This window comes from Thermobacillus sp., assembly GCF_003390775.1.
Lineage (GTDB): Bacteria > Bacillota > Bacilli > Paenibacillales > Paenibacillaceae > Thermobacillus > Thermobacillus xylanilyticus.
In genome coordinates, this window is the sequence record NZ_QEWA01000027.1 from 11,996 (window position 1) to 29,551 (window position 17,556).

The following is a 17,556-nucleotide window of genomic DNA, read 5'->3' on the forward strand; positions in this document are numbered from 1 at the left end:
CGCAGCTTTCCGGTCAAGCTTGTTCCTTGCCCTGAATGCGCGCTTTCAGAGCGGCCAATTCGTCGTCGATGGACGTCCCCGAAGGGGTGTCATATTTCGCTTTCAGTTCTTCGATATCGTCCGTGGCGCCCGCGTTCAGCTCGGCCAGCGCCTCGGCTTTGTCGAGCTCGCGGTTGATCTTGTCTTCCATGCGCTCGAATGCGGCGAGCGAGCGGCCGGAATCCGTCACCGACGATGTGATCTGATTGATCCGCTGCTGCGTCTTCGCCACCGACCATTTCGCTTTCAGCATCGCCCGGCGTTTCTCCAGCTCGCTGATGTCGCTTACCAGCTTGTCATGGAGCTGCCGCATCCGCTCGGCGTTGGAAGCGGCGATCTGCCACGCCTTGTGCAGCGACTCGGCGTTCGCGGCCGCAGCCGCTTTCCGTTCGAGAAATTTCCGCGCATCGGCTTCGTTGCCGGCTTCGAGCGCCTTGATGGCATATTGCTCGAGCTTCGCGATCTCTTCCTGGTTCTCGTCGTATTCCCGCTTGGTGCGGCGCTCTTCGGCGATGACCGCGGCGGTCTCCGACTTCACTTTCCCCAGGTCGCTGTTCAGGTTGCGCAAGTATTGGTCAATCATTTTTTCCGGGTCTTCCGCTTTATCGAGCAATGCATTGAAGTTTGCGGCCATGATGTCCCTGAAACGTGCCAAAATGCTCATCGTTCCCAGCCTCCCGTTCATAATGGATGCGAATCGCCAACTACAGTATTTGATACTGTCCGGCCGGGGAAAAGGTTTCAACCAGGTTCTGCAATCTGGTAAACTTTTAGAAAGCGGATACAAATAACGGACTTGCGAGTGAATAGCTCTGCAAACCAGAAGGCGGGTGCATGGACGGATGACCTGGGAACTCGCAGATCCCGGCAAACAGAAGGCGCGGCGGGAGGCTTTGTACGCCCTGCTCGGCAAACTTCCCGAGCGGCGAGGCGTACCCGAAGCCAGGACGGTTGATTCGAGCGTCGAGGGCGGCATCAAGATCGAGAAGCTGATCCTGGATCTGAACGGATTGGAGCCGGTGCCGGCGTACTTTCTGAAGCCGGCCGGCGCGGAAGGCCGGCTGCCGCTCGTCATCTACAATCATTCGCACGGCGGCTACTACGACGTCGGCAAGGAGGAAGTGTTGCGTTCGGCGCCTTATCTGCTCAAGCCGGCTTACGGGGAAGCGCTGACGGCGGAAGGGTATGCGGTGCTCTGCATCGACCATTGGGCGTTCGGCGAGCGCAGCACGCGGACGGAAAGGCAGATTTTCAAGGAAATGCTCTGGCGCGGCCGCGTCATGTGGGGGATGATGGTGTTCGACAGCCTGCGCGCGGTCGATTACGCGGCGTCCCGGCCGGACGTCGATCCGGAGCGGATCGCCACCCTCGGCATGTCGATGGGCAGCACGATGGCCTGGTGGCTGGCGGCGCTTGAACCGCGCATCCGGGCCGTCGTCGACATCTGCTCGCTATCCGAGTACGATGCGCTGCTTGAGACCGGAGCCTATGACGGGCACAATCTCTACTATTTCGTGCCGGGGCTGCTGGAACATTTCCGCGCCGCGGAGATCAATGCGCTGATCGCCCCGCGGCCGCACCTCAGCCTGGCCGGCGAACATGACAAACTGACGCCGGTGCAGGGGCTCGACTCGATCGAGCGGGACATGCGGGAGATTTACCGGGCGCTGGGCGCGGAAGACCGGTGGCGGCAGCTGCGGTTCCCCGTCGGCCATGAAGAGACGGAGGAGATGCGGCGGGAGGCGCTCGCTTTTCTGCGGAAATGGCTATGATGGCGGATTGATAGAGAACATTTGTTCGCAAATCTCTTTCTTCCGGACGCCGAAAATGGTAAACTTGGAATGACAATTTGGCGGCGGAAACGGAGAAATCGAAGCATGGCGAAGATCAAGACGAAGTTTGTCTGCACGGAGTGCGGCACGGAATCGCCGAAGTGGATGGGCAAATGCCCCGGCTGCGGCGAATGGAACTCGATGGTCGAGGAGCGGGAGACCGCGCACAAAGCGCAGGCGGCGTCCCGAGCCTTCCAGACGCAAGAAAAACCGAAAGCGATCATACACATAGAAGGCGGGAGCGAACCGCGAATCGAGACGCGCATGCGGGAACTGAACCGCGTGCTCGGCGGCGGCGTCGTGCCCGGATCGCTCATCCTCGTCGGCGGCGATCCCGGCATCGGCAAGTCGACGCTGCTGCTGCAGACCTCGCACGAGCTGGCATCTGCCGGGCGGACGGTGCTCTACGTATCGGGCGAAGAGTCGGTCCGGCAGACGAAAATGCGGGCGGACCGGCTGGGCGCGCTGCATGAGCGGCTGTTCGTCCTGTGCGAGACGAACGTCGAGGCGATCGGCGAGGCGATCGAGCAGGTGCAGCCGGATTTTCTCGTCATTGACTCGATCCAGACGGTGTATGAGCCTTCCGTTCCTTCAGCGCCCGGCAGCGTTGCGCAGGTGCGGGAATGCACCGCCTGGTTCATGCGCGCGGCGAAAATCCGGGGGATTGCAACCGTGCTGGTCGGGCATGTTACGAAGGAAGGCGCCATCGCCGGTCCGAGGCTCCTGGAACATATGGTGGACTGCGTCCTTTATTTTGAAGGCGAGCGGCATCATTCGTACCGGCTGCTGCGGGCAGTCAAGAACCGGTTCGGCTCGACGAACGAGATCGGCATCTTCGAAATGTCGGAAGCCGGCCTGCGCGAGGTGGCGAATCCGTCGGAACTGTTCCTGTCCGAGCGTCCGCTCGGCGTCTCCGGTTCGACGGTCGCCGCCAGCATGGAGGGAACGCGGCCCGTGCTCGTCGAACTGCAGGCGCTGGTCGCGCCGACGATGTTCCCGTCTCCGCGGCGCATGTCGGCCGGCATTGACCATCAGCGGATGGCGCTGATCATCGCCGTGCTCGAGAAGCGGATCGGCCTGTTCCTCCAGAACCAGGACGCATACCTGAACGTCGCAGGCGGCGTCCGGCTGGACGAACCGGCGGTCGATCTGGCGGCCGCCGTCAGCCTGGCATCCAGCTTCCGCGACGCCCCGGCGCGGCCGTATGACGTCATTTTCGGCGAAGTGGGGCTGACCGGCGAAGTGCGCGCCGTCTCCCGCGCCGAGCAGCGGGTGAAGGAAGCGGCCAAGCTCGGGTTCAAGCGGGTCATCATGCCGGAGCGAAGCATGAGGGGCTGGAAGCCTCCGGAGGGCATCGAGATCATCGGCGTCGGATCGGTGGAAGAAGCGCTCAGCGTCGCATTGGGTTAGACGGCAGGGCAGGAGGCTGTACGGTCATGAAACCATCGAATCCGCAGGATGTGATGAACCGGCTGCTGCAGCTTGTCGCTCCGGGAACGCCGTTCCGCGAAGGGCTGGAGAATGTGCTGCGGGCCAAGACGGGCGCGCTGATCGTCGTCGGGTACGGGCCGGAAGTGGCGGCGGTCGTCGACGGCGGTTTCGCGATCGACTGCGAATTTACCCCCAATAACTTGTATGAATTGGCGAAAATGGACGGCGCGATCATCCTGAGCGGCGATCTGGAGCGCATCCTGTACGCGAACGCGCAGCTCATCCCGGACAGCTCGATCCCGTCGAGCGAGACCGGCATCCGCCACCGGACGGCGGAGCGGGTGGCGAAGCAGACCGGCAAGCTCGTCATCTCGATCTCGCAGCGGCGCGGCGTCATCACGCTGTATCAGGGCGATCTGCGCTACGCGCTGAAAGATATCGGCGTCATTCTGACGAAAGCGAATCAGGCGATCCAGACGCTTGAGCACTATATGACCGTCTTGCGCCAGGACTTCACGAACCTGTCGGCATCCGAATTCGAGGAGATCGTCACGCTCGCGGAAGTGGCGTCCGTCATCCAGCGCATCGAGCGTGTGCTCCGGGTGAAAGCCGAGATCCAGCGGTATATTCACGAGCTCGGCACGGAAGGCCGGCTCATCCGCATGCAATTGGAAGAACTCGTCGGCGGCATCGAGAATGAATACAAACTGCTGCTCAACGACTACGCCAAGAATGTCGAAGCGGACAAAGTCCGCGAAGTCGCGGCGTCGCTCGGCAGGCTGACCATCGAGGAGCTGCTGGACCCGGCCGTCGTCGTCCGCCTGCTCGGGCATCCGCACGCGCAGGCCGGCGCGGAGGAACCGGTCCGGCCGCGCGGCTTCCGCCTGCTGAGCAAGATCCCGCGCCTGCCGTCCGTCATTCGCAACAATCTGGTTCAGCGGTTCGGCAGCCTGCCGCGGATTCTTGCGGCGACGATCGAAGAGCTCGATGAGGTGGACGGCGTCGGCGAAGCGAGGGCCCGCGCCATCCGGGACGGTCTGCGGCGCCTGCAGGAACAAGTGTTCATTGACAGGCACATCTGATATTCATTAGAATAGGGTGAATCCCGCTCCCCGACATTGTTCGAAGATAAGCCTTGATAAGCTTTTCGCTTGCCAATCGGCTTGTCTTCCACCGCAGAACGGATGCGTTCGCCCGAATGGACGACGCCGGACGTGACGTTTTGCTTGGGGTCACAGAAGAGATGAGGTGGAGCAGATGATCACGAAGTCCATACCGAGCCTGATCACGGTCGGCAACCTGTTCCTCGGGATTGCCGCGATCATGCTCGTGTTCCATGGAAACCCGGAACTGGCGGCCCTGATGGTCATCTTCGCCATGCTGCTCGACGGCGTGGACGGCCGAATTGCCCGGGCGCTGGACGCGCAGACCGATTTCGGCAAGGAACTGGACTCGCTGTCCGATGTCATTTCCTTCGGCGTTGCTCCGGCCTTCATCATGTACGTCGCCGCGTTCCAGGATGTGAACCCGGCAGCAGCCTGGATCATCACGGCGATTTTCCCGATCTGCGGCGCGCTTCGGCTGGCGCGGTTCAACACCGCCTCCGGATCGCCGGGTTATTTCGTCGGCTTGCCGATTCCGGCCGCAGGCGTCGTCGTCGCGACGCTGGCGCTGTTCTACGAAGACATTCCCGTCATCGTATTGATGATCACCACGCTGGCGCTGTCGTTCCTGATGGTCAGCAACATCAAGTATCCGAATTTCAAGAAGGTCGGCATTCCGCGGCAAGCGGTATGGATCGTGCCGCTGATCGTGGCGGTCACCGTCGCGCTCGGCCTGCTGTTCCCCGACCATCTGCCGAAGATCGTCTTTATTCCGCTTGTGCTGTATGCGCTCTACGGACTAAAAAAAAACGTTGACCGCCGCATCGCCAAGAAGAAGCGGGCCCGTGCCCGCCAGGCGGAAGAGTCGACGCAATCCGAACACACGGCTTAGAGCCCAAGCAAACAAGCCCGAGGACATGCATCCGCTGTCTTCGGGCTTTTTCGTCGTTCCGATCGGTGGTGCAGACGCCGGCCGGGGATCAGGTCATGTTGAAAATGCCCAGCGTGGCGCATTTCTTCGATTCCTCTTCGAGCACGTCGTCCAGCTTGATGTCGAGCAGATTGGCGAGCGCGCCCATGTAGAACATCTGCTTGCCGAGCTCGGCCTTCAGCACGTCCCGGCAGTTCTCGCACAACGTTCCCGAGATGTGATGGTCGAGCTTCAGCTTCAGCTCTTCGATATCGAGTTCGCTGCGGAAATCCTGCTTGCGGGCGTGCAGCTCGATGCACCCGCACTCCGTGACGGCCTTGGTGACGGCTCGGTTCACGGAAGCGCTCGATTGTCCGTGCTTGGACAACACATCCAACAGACTGCGATGGCGAAGCAGCAGCTCGGATACCTGCCGCTGAAAATCCTCCAGCGTCATCCTTCCACCTCATTTCGAGAATGTCGTTCACGATTTCCATTATAGAACATGCAGGGCCGGATTTCCAAAAGAAGATTTCTTAATAAACGCGATTGTGCACGGCGGAATCGGCCGCTTTCCGCGAAAATCGCCTCCCTACGGTTAGGGCGTCCAAGATCGGCGCATAATTGTAACGGAGGTGAAGAATATGGCGGTCAAACGCACGATCCAGGTGCTGGGCCTGATTCTCGGGGGAATGGCGGGCGACTCGCTTTACGCCTGGACCCATGGCACCGCACTCTGGAGCGGTTACGGCGATTGGTTCCGGTCGGGCAATTACTATACCAATGTCGCGCTCGGCGCGCTGATCGGCCTCGCGGCCGCGACGATGCTGGCCGGGCCGGCGGCGCGATGGATGCAGCAGGGCGCGGAACGCGCGGCGTCCATCCCGACGATCGATCTGGCGGCGGGCGGTCTGGGGCTGACGGCCGGTCTGGCGCTGTCGGCGCTTCTCTATCCGGCTGCTGCGGGATTGCCCGGTGCAGGGTTTGTCGTACCGGCGGTGATGACGTTATTTTTCGGTTATATGGGGATGCGCATCGGGCTGAGCAAGAAAGAAGAACTCGCAAACCTCGTCCGGATGCTGCTGGAACCGCGTCAGGCGCCGGCGCCGGAGGAAACCGAACCGCGGCACGAGGAGCACAAGATTCTGGATACCAGCGTCATCATCGACGGAAGGATTGCGGATATCTGCAAGACCGGATTCATCGAGGGTACTCTGGTCATTCCCGAATTCGTTCTGGAAGAATTGCAGCATATCGCCGATTCTTCCGATCTGCTCAAGCGGAACCGGGGACGGCGCGGGCTTGACATTCTGAACAAGATTCAGAAAGAACTGGACGTGAAAGTGCTGATCTACGAGGACGACTTCGACGAAATCGGCGAAGTGGACAGCAAGCTGGTGAAGCTGGCGAAGGCGCTGCACGGCAAAGTGGTGACGAACGATTTCAACCTGAACAAGGTGTGCGAGCTGCAGGGCGTGTCCGTCCTGAACATCAACGATCTGGCGAACGCCGTGAAGCCGGTCGTCCTGCCGGGCGAGGAGATCGTCGTCCAGGTCATCAAGGACGGCAAGGAGCACGGCCAGGGCGTCGCCTATCTGGACGACGGCACGATGATCGTCGTCGAAGGCGGGCGCGACTTCATCGGATCGACGATGGAAGTGCTCGTCACCAGCGTGCTGCAGACTTCGGCGGGGCGCATGATCTTCGCCAAGCCGAAACTGCTCGAGAAGGCGCAGTAAGCGGCGGATTGCCATTGCCGGCTTGAGGCCGTCCGACGGCACCCGGCTCCTGACGGAGCGGGGCCGCTCGGGCGGCCTTGGCGTGTTTGAAGGCACCGGCGTTGAACCGCCGACAGCGCTGTTGTATGATAGGGAAGATACGCTGGATGCGAGAAGGCGGGATTGCCGCATGTTGGAGCGAAAAGAAGACTCGGCCGCTTCCCCGCCGGCCTGGAGCGCTGTCGTCGTCGCGGCGGGACGCGGCTCGCGCATGGGAACGGCCGAGCCGAAACAATATCTCGCGCTCGCCGGCAAGCCGATTCTGCTGCATGCGCTGGAACGGTTCGAGGCGATGCCGGAGATCGGCGAGATCGTACTGGTGACCGGCGCGGACGAGATCGGGCGCTGCGAGGCGCTGTGCGCGGCGCACGGCCTGCGCAAGGTGCGGCGGATCGTCGCCGGCGGCGCGGAGCGGCAGCAGTCGGTGCACCGCGGGCTCGCCGCGGCGACGGGCGAATGGGTGCTCGTGCACGACGCGGTCCGGCCGCTCGTGACGCCCGAGGCGGTCAGGCGCTGCATGGCGCAGGCTGAAGCGGCGGGCGCCGCGGTGCTCGCCGTGCCGGTGAAGGACACGATCAAGGTCGTGGACGAGGCCGGCCGGATCGCGGCGACGCCGGACCGCCGCACGCTGCGGGCGGTGCAGACGCCGCAGGCGTTCCGGCGGGAGCTGCTGCTCGCCTGTCACGAGCGGGCGGCGCGCGAAGGGTTCGCCGCGACCGACGACGCGGGCATCGTCGAGCGGTACGGCCATCCGGTCGCCGTTGCGGAAGGCGAATATTCGAACGTGAAGATTACGACGCCGGAAGATTTGACGGCAGCGGAATGGCTGCTGCGGATCGGCCGGCCGGGGGCGGCCGGCACGCCTCCGGACGCGGACAACGGCGGCAACACCAAAGGAGCGGGCAACATGATCCGGGTCGGACAAGGTTTTGACGTGCATGCGTTCGCGGAAGGGCGGCCGCTCATCGTCGGCGGGGTGACGATTCCCCATGAGCGCGGGCTGCTCGGCCATTCGGACGCCGACGTGCTGCTGCATGCGATTGCGGACGCGGTGCTCGGCGCGCTGGGACTCGGGGATATCGGGAAACATTTTCCCGACACCGATCCGGCGTACAAGGACGCCGACAGCGTGAAGCTGCTCGAACACGTATGGTCGCTCGCGAAGGAGCGGGGCTACAGGCTCGGCAACGTCGATGCGACGATCATCGCGCAGCGGCCGAAGATGGCGCCTTACATTCCGCAGATGGCGCAGACCATCGCGCGCGTGCTGGAAGCGGACGAGCCGTCGCAGGTGAATGTGAAGGCGACGACGACGGAGCGGCTCGGTTTCACGGGCCGGGAAGAGGGCATTGCGGCACAGGCAGCCGTATGTCTGGTGAAGCAGGCTTAGAGGGGCGATGCAGCCTCGAATTTGATCATGACTGACAGCGGAAAGGGGATGCCGGGCATGACAAGCGAAGTCCGCGTCCGTTATGCGCCGTCGCCGACGGGGCATCTGCACATCGGCAACGCGAGAACGGCGCTGTTCAACTATCTGTTCGCGCGCAGCGCGGGCGGAAAATTCATCATCCGGATCGAAGACACCGACACGAAACGCAACGTCGAAGGCGGCGAGCAGAACCAGCTGCAATATTTGCGCTGGCTCGGCGTCGATTGGGATGAAGGCCCCGATGTCGGCGGGCCGTACGGTCCGTACCGGCAGACGGAGCGGCTGGACTACTACCGGGAGCTGACGGACGACCTGATGAAGCGCGGCCTCGCCTACAAGTGCTACTGCACGGAGGAAGAGCTGGAGCGGGAGCGCGAAGAGCAGGCGGCCCGCGGCGAGACGCCGCGTTATTCCGGCAGATGCCGGCACCTGACCGACGCGGAGCGCGCGGCTCTGGAAGCGGAAGGCCGCGAGGCGAGCGTCCGTTTCCGGGTGCCGGAAGGGAAAACGTACGCCTGGAACGATATGGTGAAGGGCGAGATTTCGTTCGAGTCCGAAGGCTTCGGCGATTTCGTCATCGTGAAAAAAGACGGCATCCCGACCTACAACTTCGCGGTTGTCGCCGACGACCACGGGATGAAGATCAGCCATGTGCTGCGCGGCGAGGATCACATCTCGAACACGCCGCGCCAGCTCATGATCTATGAAGCGTTCGGCTGGGAGCCGCCGGTGTTCGGCCATATGACGCTGATCGTGAACGAGCAGCGGAAGAAGCTGAGCAAGCGCGACGAGTCGATCATCCAATTCATTGAGCAGTACGACAAGCTCGGCTATCTGCCGGAAGCGCTGTTCAATTTCATCGCGCTGCTCGGCTGGTCGCCGGAGGGCGAGCAGGAGATCTTCACCCGGGAAGAGCTGACGAAGATCTTCACGCCGGCGCGGCTCAGCAAGAGCCCGGCCGTGTTCGACACGCAGAAGCTGGCGTGGATGAACAACGACTACATCAAGCGGGCCGACGCGGACCGGATCGCGGCGCTTTGCGTGCCGCATCTGCAGGCGGCGGGTTTCCTGCCGGCGGAGCCGGATCAGGCGCAGCTGGAGTGGACGAAGCGGCTCGTGGCGCTCGTCCAGGAGAAGCTGCGCAGCGCGGCGGATATCGTGCCGCTCGCCGAGGTGTTCTTCCGCGATGACCTCGCGGACGAGCCGGAGGCGGCCGAGGTGCTGCGCGAGGAGCATGTGCCGACGGTGCTGCGCGCGTTCCTGGACGCGCTCCGCTCCGCGGACGAATGGACGGCGGACAGCGTCAAGGCGCTCATCAAGGGCGTGCAGCAGGCGACGGGATTCAAGGGCAAGCAGCTGTTCATGCCGATCCGCGCGGCCTTGACGGGCCAGACGCACGGTTCGGACCTGAACGAGACGATCGTACTGCTCGGCCGGGAGAAAGCGGTGCAGCGCCTGCAGCAGCGGCTGGGTTGACGCGCCGGGCTGAAAGCTCCGGGCCGAGGTTTCGGGCCGGCATGCCGGGCTGACGTGCCGGTTGACGGCCGTGCGCGCCTGCAGCAGCGGCTTGGGTTGATGCAGGCGGGTGAACCGGATTCGGGCCTGGCTGACGGTTCGGATGAGCCCGATGCAGCGCTCCGCCGGTCGTCCGACATAGTGCAAAAATGCACTACATTCGCCCAAATCCCGAAAAAGCGGCGAAATATGGTGCATTTTTGCACTGCGCGGCCGGCGGAATGACGGCCAACCCGGCGGATTGCAAGATTGCGCACCGCAAGTTATACTACAGTCAGACGTGCTCCCGTCCATGCGCGGCAGGTGCGGAGGGAGCAGACAGACTAGCGATACAGACGACAAGCGTTGAACAGGAGAAGTACGTTCCGGCAGGAATCGCAGAGAGGACAACCGGCATGCGAGCGGCTGAAAGCCCGCGCCTGCCGGCTGGAAGTTGTCCATTCCGCGGAACCGAACATGCGCCTGGGAGCTTCGCCCCGAACCCGCGGCCTGAAGTGCCGGCGGCAGTAGGCGGCGGCGGGTCGCGCCGTTACACGCGCAAGAGACGGGAACCGACCGTGTCACCACACCGTTCGCCTCCAGCGAACGGAGGAGGGGGGTCCCAGGCAGAGTGGAACCGCATCGACCGTGCCTCTGCAGCTTCGGCTGCAGAGGCTTTTTGGCGTGAAAGACCGGCGGGTCGTCGGGCGCGATGCGCGGAACGGGCGGTGTATGCGAACTCGTTTTTCAGGGGGTGGGAAGGATGTTTCGTCGGCTGAGGTCGGACATTCAGGCGGTATTCGATAACGATCCCGCGGCGCGCAGCTGGTTCGAAGTCGTCTTCACATATTCCGGACTGCATGCCATCTGGTTCCACCGGATGGCGCATGCGTTGTACAAGCGGAAGTTCTACACGCTTGCGCGCATCATCTCGCAGTTCAGCCGGTTCATGACCGGAATCGAAATCCACCCCGGCGCGAAAATCGGCAACCGGCTGTTCATCGACCACGGGATGGGCGTCGTCATCGGCGAAACGTGCGAGATCGGCGACGACGTGGTCATCTATCAAGGCGTCACGCTCGGCGGCACGGGCAAGGAGAAAGGCAAGCGCCATCCGACGATCGGCAACAACGTCGTCATCGGCTCGGGGGCGAAAGTGCTCGGCTCGTTCAAGGTCGGCGACAACTCGAATATCGGCGCGAACTCGGTCGTCGTGAGGGAAGTTCCGCCGAACAGCACGGTCGTCGGCATCCCCGGACGGATCGTCCGGAGCAACGGCCGCCGGGTCGACCGGCTTGACCATACGAAAATTCCGGACCCGATCATGGAGATGTTCCGCAGCATGCAGCGGGAGATCGAGGAGCTTCGGGGAGAGCTGGAAACGTTGAAGCGGGAAGCGGCAGACCGTCAGACGCGGGCGCAAGCCGCGGAAACCGCGCCGGAGCGGGACGAGGCGGACATGCACAAGCTCAAGATCACGACCGGAGGAGACGCGTGACATGGCAGACGGCCAAATCAGAATTTACAACACGATGTCGCGGGAGAAAGAAGTGTTCGTCCCGCTGACGCCGGGCAAAGTAAACATGTACGTATGCGGACCGACCGTCTACGACTACATCCACATCGGCAACGCGCGGCCGGCAATCTTCTTTGACGTGGTGCGGCGCTATCTGGAAGCGGTCGGCTACGAAGTGAACTATATCATGAACTTCACGGACGTCGACGACAAGTTGATCCGCAAAGCCGCGGACACCGGTTCGACGGTGCCGGAGGTGGCGGAGAAGTACATCGCGGCGTTCAACGAGGACATCGAGGCGCTCGGCGTGCGGAAGGCGACGGTCAACCCGCGCGTCATGCACCATATTCCCCAGATCATTGCGTTCATCCAGGGGCTTGTCGAACGCGGATATGCGTATGAAAGCGGCGGCGACGTCTATTTCCGCACGCTGAAATTCCCGGAATACGGCAAGCTCTCGCACCAGAATCCGGAGGAGCTGCAGTACGGCATCCGGATCGAGGTCGGCGAGAAGAAGGAGAATCCGCAGGATTTCGCGCTGTGGAAGGCGGCGAAGCCGGGGGAAATTTTCTGGGAAAGCCCGTGGGGGCCGGGACGTCCCGGCTGGCACATCGAATGCTCGGCGATGGCGCGGGAGTATGCGGGCGACACGCTCGACATCCACGGCGGCGGCCACGACCTGCAGTTCCCGCATCACGAGTGCGAAGTCGCGCAATCAGAGTCGTTCACCGGCAAGCCGCTGGCACGGTACTGGATGCACAACGGCTACATCCACATCAACAATGAGAAAATGTCGAAGTCGCTCGGCAACGGCATTACGGTGAAGGAACTGCTCAAGCGGACGAAGCCGGCGGCGGTGCGCTATTTCATGCTGTCGACGCACTACCGGAGCCCGCTCAACTTCACCGACGAGACGATCCGGCAGGCCGAGAACAGCATCGAGCGGATCGTGAACTGCCATGTGAATTTGAACCACCGGCTGGCCGCCCTCGGCAGCCGCGGCGCCGCCGAAGCGGAGCAGGCGCGCGCGTCCGGATCGACCGGCGAGCCGGAGCTCGATCAGCGGATCGCGGAGATCCGCGCCCGTTTCCATGAGAAGATGAGCGACGATTTCAACACGCCGGACGCGGTGACCGCGCTGTTCGACCTGGTCAGCGAGGCGAATCAGGCACTCAAGCGGGAAGTGCTGTCGGGCGCCGTCATCCGGGTGCTGCTCGACGAGATGGAGGCGATGGATCGGGTGCTCGGCTTCCTGCCGCCGGCGGATGCCGCGCAGCTGGAGGACGAGGAGATCGAGCGGCTGATCGCGGAGCGGACGGAGGCGCGGCGGAACAAGAACTGGGCGCGCGCGGACGAGATCCGCGATCTGCTGGCGAATCGGGGCATCCTTCTCGAGGACACGCCGCAAGGCGTGCGCTGGCGCCGCAAATGAACGGTATGACGAAGTCCGGAGCATGGCCGGTCATGCCGCCGGCCAAGCCGCTGAACCTCATGAATCCCGTGGTGCTCGCCTATGTCGGCGACGCCGTGTTCGAATTGCTGGTGCGCCAGCATCTGGCGGCCAGGCCGAACCACAAGCCGGATGAGCTGCACCGCGGCGCCGTCCGGTTCGTCTCCGCGAAGGCGCAGCGCGCGCTGCTCGAGAAGCTGCAGCCGCACCTGACGGAGGAGGAAGCCGAGATCGTCCGCCGGGGACGCAACGCGAAGTCCGGCGCGCCGCCCAAGGGCGCGGACATCCGCGATTACCGGCATGCGACGGCGCTGGAGTGCCTGTTCGGCTGGCTGTATTATGCGGGAAAGTTCGACCGCATGGCGGAGCTCTTGCGCCTGACGGAATTGGGCGAGCCGTCCGCGGGCGCGGATGCCGCAGTTCATCGCAAGGAGGATGACCGATGACCGGTCGGGAAGACAGCAAGCATCAAGATGAAATCATCGCCGGCAGGCATCCGGTGCTGGAGGCGCTCAAGGCCGGCCGGGAGATCCACAAAATCTGGATCGCCGAAGGCGTCCAGCGCGCGCTGATCCAGCCGATCGAGGCGGAAGCGCGCCGGCGCGGCATCGTCATCCAGACGGTGGACCGGCGCCGGCTCGATCAGCTCGCGCAGGGGATCGCCCACCAGGGCGTCGCCGCGCAGGCGGCGGCCCACCGCTACGCGGAGCTGGACGAGCTGCTCGAAGCGGCCGAGGCGAAGGGGGAGCCGCCGCTCCTTCTGCTGCTGGACGAGATCGAGGATCCGCACAACCTCGGTTCGATTCTGCGCACGGCCGAATGCGCGGGCGCGCACGGCGTCGTCATTCCGAAGCGGCGCTCGGCGGGCCTTACGGCCGCCGTGTACAAGGCGTCGGCCGGCGCGGCCGAGTTCGTGCCCGTCGCCCGGGTTACGAACCTGGCGCAGACGATCGACCGGCTGAAGGAGCGCGGCCTCTGGATCGCCGGCGCCGACGCGGGCGCGCGGGACGACGTCTACCGCGCGGACCTGACGCTGCCGCTGGCCATTGTGATCGGCAGCGAAGGACGCGGCATCGGCCGGCTCATCCGGGACAAATGCGATTTTCTCGTCAAACTGCCGATGTTCGGCAGGATCAATTCACTGAACGCCTCCGTCGCCGCGGGCGTCCTGCTGTATGAAGCCGTCCGACAGCGGAACGCCGCGCTGGAAGCAGCCGGAGGCAGCGGTCTGTCTCCGGAGCGGGACGGCTGACATGTCCGCGGGTCGGGAAGTCGTGCTCCTGGTCGACGGCTACAACATGATCGGCGCATGGCCCGAACTGGAAAGGCTGAAGGAACGCGACTTCGAGGAAGCGCGCGACCGGCTGCTGGATCTGCTCGCCGAATATCAGGGTTACTCCGGCACGCGGGTGTACGTCATTTTTGACGCGCACCAGGTGCCCGGTCTCGGCCGGACTTACAAGCAGCAGAAGCTGACCGTCATCTATACGAAGGAAAACGAGACCGCGGACGAATGCATCGAGCGTCTCGTCGGCGAACTGTCGGGACGGGGGCGGCACATCTATGTCGCAACCTCCGACCTCGTGGAGCAGCATGTCGCTTTCGGCAAGGGCGCGCTGCGCATTTCGGCCCGCGAATTGCTGATCGAGATCGAGCAGAACCGCAAATTCATCGGCGACGCCCTCCGCCGGACGCCGCCGGTAAAGCGCAATCCGCTGGACAGCCTGCTGGATCTGGACATCCGCACCAAGTTGGAGCGGATGCGGCGCGGCGGCATCGATTCGGACGATGCGGACAAAGCGTAAATTCTGCCGCCGGTCCGGCTTTTTTTAACCCCAAAAATGAGTGAGTACTCACTTGACTGACAGAGGAAGCCAGGTTTATACTGGATTCAAGGAATAGTGAGTGATTACTCACTCTTGTAACGGGAGGGGTTGCCATGTCCCGCGAACAGGCCGCGTGCATCTCGGTCCGCGGCGTCACCCGCAAGTTCGGCGACAAGGAAGTGCTTCACGGCATTACGCTGACGGTCCGCTCCGGCGAGATTTTCGGCTTGCTCGGTCCTTCCGGCTCGGGCAAGACGACCCTGGTCAAGATGCTGGCCGGCATCGACAAGGCGACCGGCGGCGAGATCGACGTGCTCGGCATCCGCATGCCGAAGCTGGAAATGTTGAGCCGGATCGGATACATGGCGCAGTCCGATGCATTGTATGCGGAGCTGACCGCCCGGGAGAACCTCGCGTTCTTCGGATCGCTGTACGGCCTGCGCGGCGGCAGGCTGAAGACGCGCATGCGGGAAGCGATGGAACTGGTGGACCTGACCGCGCACCTGAACCGCCCCGTCAGCGCGTACTCGGGCGGCATGAAGCGTCGCCTGTCGCTGGCCATCGCGCTGCTGCACGAGCCGGAGGTGCTCATCCTCGACGAGCCGACCGTCGGCATCGACCCCGTGCTGCGCAAGTCAATCTGGGACGAACTGCAAAATTTGAGCCGGTGGGGCACGACGGTGCTCGCCACGACGCACGTCATGGACGAGGCCGAGAAATGTCACCGGCTCGGCATGCTCCGCGACGGCCGTCTGATCGCCACGGGCACGCTGGAGGAGCTCAAGGCTGAGTCGGGAACCGCGTCCATCGAGGAAGCTTTTCTCCATTACGGGGGTGTCCGCGCATGAGAATCCGCGCCCTGATCGTCCGGATCATCCGCCAGTTCATCCATGACAAGCGGACGCTGGCGCTGTTGATCATCGTCCCCCTGGCCGTGCTGTCGCTGATTTATCTTGTTTTCGACGGCGATACGTATCAGCCGAAAATCGGCGTCGTCCAGGTGCCGGACCCGATCACGCAGCATCTCGGCGAACACCATGCCGAAGTGACGGTGTATGGCAGCGCGGAAGACGCCGAGAAAGCGCTTGCCGGCCGGGAGATCGACGCGATCGTCCGGATGGATGCCGGCGCGCCCCGGGTGAAGCTGGAGGGCAGCGATCCGTCGAAGAACCGCGCCGCCATGGCGGTGATACAGGCGGCCATGCAGGATCTCGCCGTCTTGCAGAGCCGGGCGGTCGCCGTCACCTTGCCTGCCTTTGAATATCTGCACGGCGGACCGGACATGTCGGCCTTCGACAGCCTCAGCCCCGTATTGATCGGCTTGTTCGCGTTTTTCTTCGTTTTTCTGATCGCGGGCGTATCCTTCCTGCGGGAGCGGACCAGCGGCACGCTGGAGCGTCTGCTCGCCACGCCGCTGCGCCGCTGGGAGATCGTGGCCGGCTATACGGCGGGCTTCGGCATTTTCACAAGCCTGCAGGCCGTGCTGATCGCGGGCTATGCCGTCGGTGCGCTCGGGAGCCTTATGGTCGGATCGTTCGGGTACGTGCTCCTGATCATGCTGCTTCTGTCGCTGACCGCACTGAGCCTCGGCACATTCCTGTCCGCGTTCGCCGATACGGAGTTCCAGATGATCCAGTTCATTCCGCTCGTCATCGTGCCGCAAGTGTTTTTCTCCGGCCTGTTCGATCTGGAGAGCATATCCCCGTGGCTTCGCTGGCTGTCGCACGTGACGCCGCTGAAATACGGCGCGGACGCGCTGCGGGACGTCATGATCCGCGGCGAAGGCTGGAGCGCTATCGCGCGCGAAGTCTTCGTCCTGCTCGGGCTTGCGCTCGTCTTCATGGCGGCCAACGTGCTCGCATTGCGCAAGCATCGGAAAATATAGTAACCTGAGGTGGCAGACGATTTTCCGAGAGGAGCGAGGAGAGAGCCGCCATGACAGACGAGAAGGAACAATGGCTGGTCGACTTGCTCCGCCGGCTCGAAGACGATGACGGGAAGAAAACCGAGAAGCAGATCCGGATCATCGAGGCGGCCGTGGAGGTTTTCTCGGAGAAGGGGTTCGCCGCCGCTTCCACGAGCGAGATCGCGCAGCGGGCCGGCGTCGCGGAAGGGACGATCTTTCGTCATTACAAGACAAAGAAAGACCTGCTGCTGTCGATCGCCGGTCCGGTCGCGGCCAAGCTGTTCGCGCCGTTCCTCATGCGCGATTTCGCCAGGCTGCTGGAACTTCCGTACGACCGGGTCGAAGATTTCTTGCGCGCGATCTTGCGGGACCGGCTGGAATTCGCCCGCAAGAACATGAAACTGATCAAGATTCTGGTCCACGAGGTGCCGTTTCAGCCGGAGCTGCTCGCGCAGGTCAAGGAGCTGTTCACCCATATCGTCGTCACGCGGGTCGAGAAGGCCATTCTGCACTTCCAGGCGCAGGGCGTGCTGAAGGAGATACCGCCGTGGCGCGTCATCCGGTCGACCGTCAGCCAGTTCGTCGGCATGATCGTGTTCCACGTCTTCCTGGCGCCGGATTTTCCGTTCGACGAGGAAGAAGAGATCGAGCGGACGGTGGACATTCTCCTGCACGGCATCGCCGGAAGGCCTTCTTGACGAGAACGAGCATTCCAAAACCTGGAATCAGCGGCAGGGAATGGCGCGGCGTCCGTTTCCGGCATGATCCCATTGTTACAATAAATGCCGGCCCGCCCTTGTTGACGCTCCAAAAGATCATCCTTTATACTGAATCTATTATTG

General features: G+C 63.2%; 17 protein-coding genes and 1 pseudogene. 16 read left to right on the plus strand and 2 right to left on the minus strand.

Annotated features, from left to right (window positions below):
* Window positions 1–13 precede the first annotated feature (13 nt).
* Entirely contained in the window at window positions 14–703 is a 690-nt protein-coding gene (locus tag C6W55_RS03465) for a PspA/IM30 family protein (protein WP_213485164.1), read from the minus strand.
* 178 nt (window positions 704–881) lie between these two features.
* Between C6W55_RS03465 and C6W55_RS03470 the strand changes: the two genes are divergently transcribed.
* From C6W55_RS03470 to pssA, 4 genes are all read left to right on the plus strand, one after another.
* On the plus strand, window positions 882–1,811 hold the full coding sequence (locus C6W55_RS03470) for an alpha/beta hydrolase family protein (RefSeq protein WP_286891490.1): 930 nt from the start codon (window positions 882–884) through the stop codon (window positions 1,809–1,811).
* 105 nt (window positions 1,812–1,916) lie between these two features.
* Window positions 1,917–3,281, plus strand: coding sequence for a DNA repair protein RadA (gene radA, locus C6W55_RS03475; RefSeq protein WP_015253252.1), 1,365 nt, complete (start codon window positions 1,917–1,919; stop codon window positions 3,279–3,281).
* A 26-nt stretch (window positions 3,282–3,307) separates the two neighbouring features.
* Window positions 3,308–4,384: a DNA integrity scanning diadenylate cyclase DisA gene (gene disA, locus C6W55_RS03480; RefSeq protein ID WP_015253253.1), complete on the plus strand. Its 1,077-nt coding sequence runs from the start codon at window positions 3,308–3,310 to the stop codon at window positions 4,382–4,384.
* A gap of 175 nt (window positions 4,385–4,559) precedes the next feature.
* Window positions 4,560–5,297: a CDP-diacylglycerol--serine O-phosphatidyltransferase gene (gene pssA / locus C6W55_RS03485; RefSeq protein WP_286891492.1), complete on the plus strand. Its 738-nt coding sequence runs from the start codon at window positions 4,560–4,562 to the stop codon at window positions 5,295–5,297.
* 88 nt (window positions 5,298–5,385) lie between these two features.
* Here the strand turns inward: pssA and C6W55_RS03490 are convergent, their stop codons facing one another.
* Window positions 5,386–5,772 (minus strand): hypothetical protein, encoded by a 387-nt coding sequence (locus tag C6W55_RS03490; RefSeq protein WP_015253255.1) that lies wholly within the window; start codon window positions 5,770–5,772, stop codon window positions 5,386–5,388.
* A gap of 187 nt (window positions 5,773–5,959) precedes the next feature.
* On the opposite strand from C6W55_RS03490, the gene C6W55_RS03495 reads away from it, so the two are divergent.
* The 12 genes and pseudogenes from C6W55_RS03495 (at window position 5,960) to C6W55_RS03550 (ending at window position 17,412) form a co-directional block, all read left to right on the plus strand.
* Complete coding sequence (locus C6W55_RS03495; protein WP_015253256.1) at window positions 5,960–7,054, plus strand: PIN/TRAM domain-containing protein; 1,095 nt, start codon at window positions 5,960–5,962, stop codon at window positions 7,052–7,054.
* 169 nt (window positions 7,055–7,223) lie between these two features.
* Window positions 7,224–7,916, plus strand: a pseudogene (ispD, locus tag C6W55_RS03500) (2-C-methyl-D-erythritol 4-phosphate cytidylyltransferase); the annotation flags it as partial.
* An 84-nt stretch (window positions 7,917–8,000) separates the two neighbouring features.
* Window positions 8,001–8,483, plus strand: coding sequence for a 2-C-methyl-D-erythritol 2,4-cyclodiphosphate synthase (gene ispF / locus C6W55_RS03505; RefSeq protein WP_232427769.1), 483 nt, complete (start codon window positions 8,001–8,003; stop codon window positions 8,481–8,483).
* 57 nt (window positions 8,484–8,540) lie between these two features.
* On the plus strand, window positions 8,541–9,998 hold the full coding sequence (gltX, locus tag C6W55_RS03510) for a glutamate--tRNA ligase (RefSeq protein ID WP_015253259.1): 1,458 nt from the start codon (window positions 8,541–8,543) through the stop codon (window positions 9,996–9,998).
* Between the two features lie 781 nt (window positions 9,999–10,779).
* On the plus strand, window positions 10,780–11,514 hold the full coding sequence (gene cysE, locus C6W55_RS03515; protein WP_286891495.1) for a serine O-acetyltransferase: 735 nt from the start codon (window positions 10,780–10,782) through the stop codon (window positions 11,512–11,514).
* A 1-nt stretch (window position 11,515) separates the two neighbouring features.
* On the plus strand, window positions 11,516–12,964 hold the full coding sequence (gene cysS, locus C6W55_RS03520) for a cysteine--tRNA ligase (RefSeq protein ID WP_286891497.1): 1,449 nt from the start codon (window positions 11,516–11,518) through the stop codon (window positions 12,962–12,964).
* A 32-nt stretch (window positions 12,965–12,996) separates the two neighbouring features.
* On the plus strand, window positions 12,997–13,428 hold the full coding sequence (locus C6W55_RS03525; RefSeq protein WP_015253262.1) for a Mini-ribonuclease 3: 432 nt from the start codon (window positions 12,997–12,999) through the stop codon (window positions 13,426–13,428).
* Window positions 13,425–14,234 carry a 23S rRNA (guanosine(2251)-2'-O)-methyltransferase RlmB gene (rlmB, locus tag C6W55_RS03530; RefSeq protein ID WP_015253263.1) on the plus strand — a complete coding sequence of 270 codons (810 nt, stop codon included), beginning with the start codon at window positions 13,425–13,427 and terminating at the stop codon, window positions 14,232–14,234. The genes C6W55_RS03525 and rlmB overlap by 4 nt, the downstream gene beginning before the upstream one ends.
* Window position 14,235: 1 nt before the next feature.
* Window positions 14,236–14,787 (plus strand): NYN domain-containing protein, encoded by a 552-nt coding sequence (locus tag C6W55_RS03535; protein WP_015253264.1) that lies wholly within the window; start codon window positions 14,236–14,238, stop codon window positions 14,785–14,787.
* 134 nt (window positions 14,788–14,921) lie between these two features.
* Complete coding sequence (locus tag C6W55_RS03540; RefSeq protein WP_015253265.1) at window positions 14,922–15,656, plus strand: ABC transporter ATP-binding protein; 735 nt, start codon at window positions 14,922–14,924, stop codon at window positions 15,654–15,656.
* Window positions 15,653–16,693, plus strand: coding sequence for an ABC transporter permease (locus C6W55_RS03545; protein WP_286891502.1), 1,041 nt, complete (start codon window positions 15,653–15,655; stop codon window positions 16,691–16,693). Before C6W55_RS03540 ends, C6W55_RS03545 begins: the two co-directional genes overlap by 4 nt.
* A gap of 50 nt (window positions 16,694–16,743) precedes the next feature.
* Window positions 16,744–17,412 (plus strand): TetR/AcrR family transcriptional regulator, encoded by a 669-nt coding sequence (locus tag C6W55_RS03550; protein WP_015253267.1) that lies wholly within the window; start codon window positions 16,744–16,746, stop codon window positions 17,410–17,412.
* The last annotated feature ends 144 nt before the right edge of the window (window positions 17,413–17,556 follow it).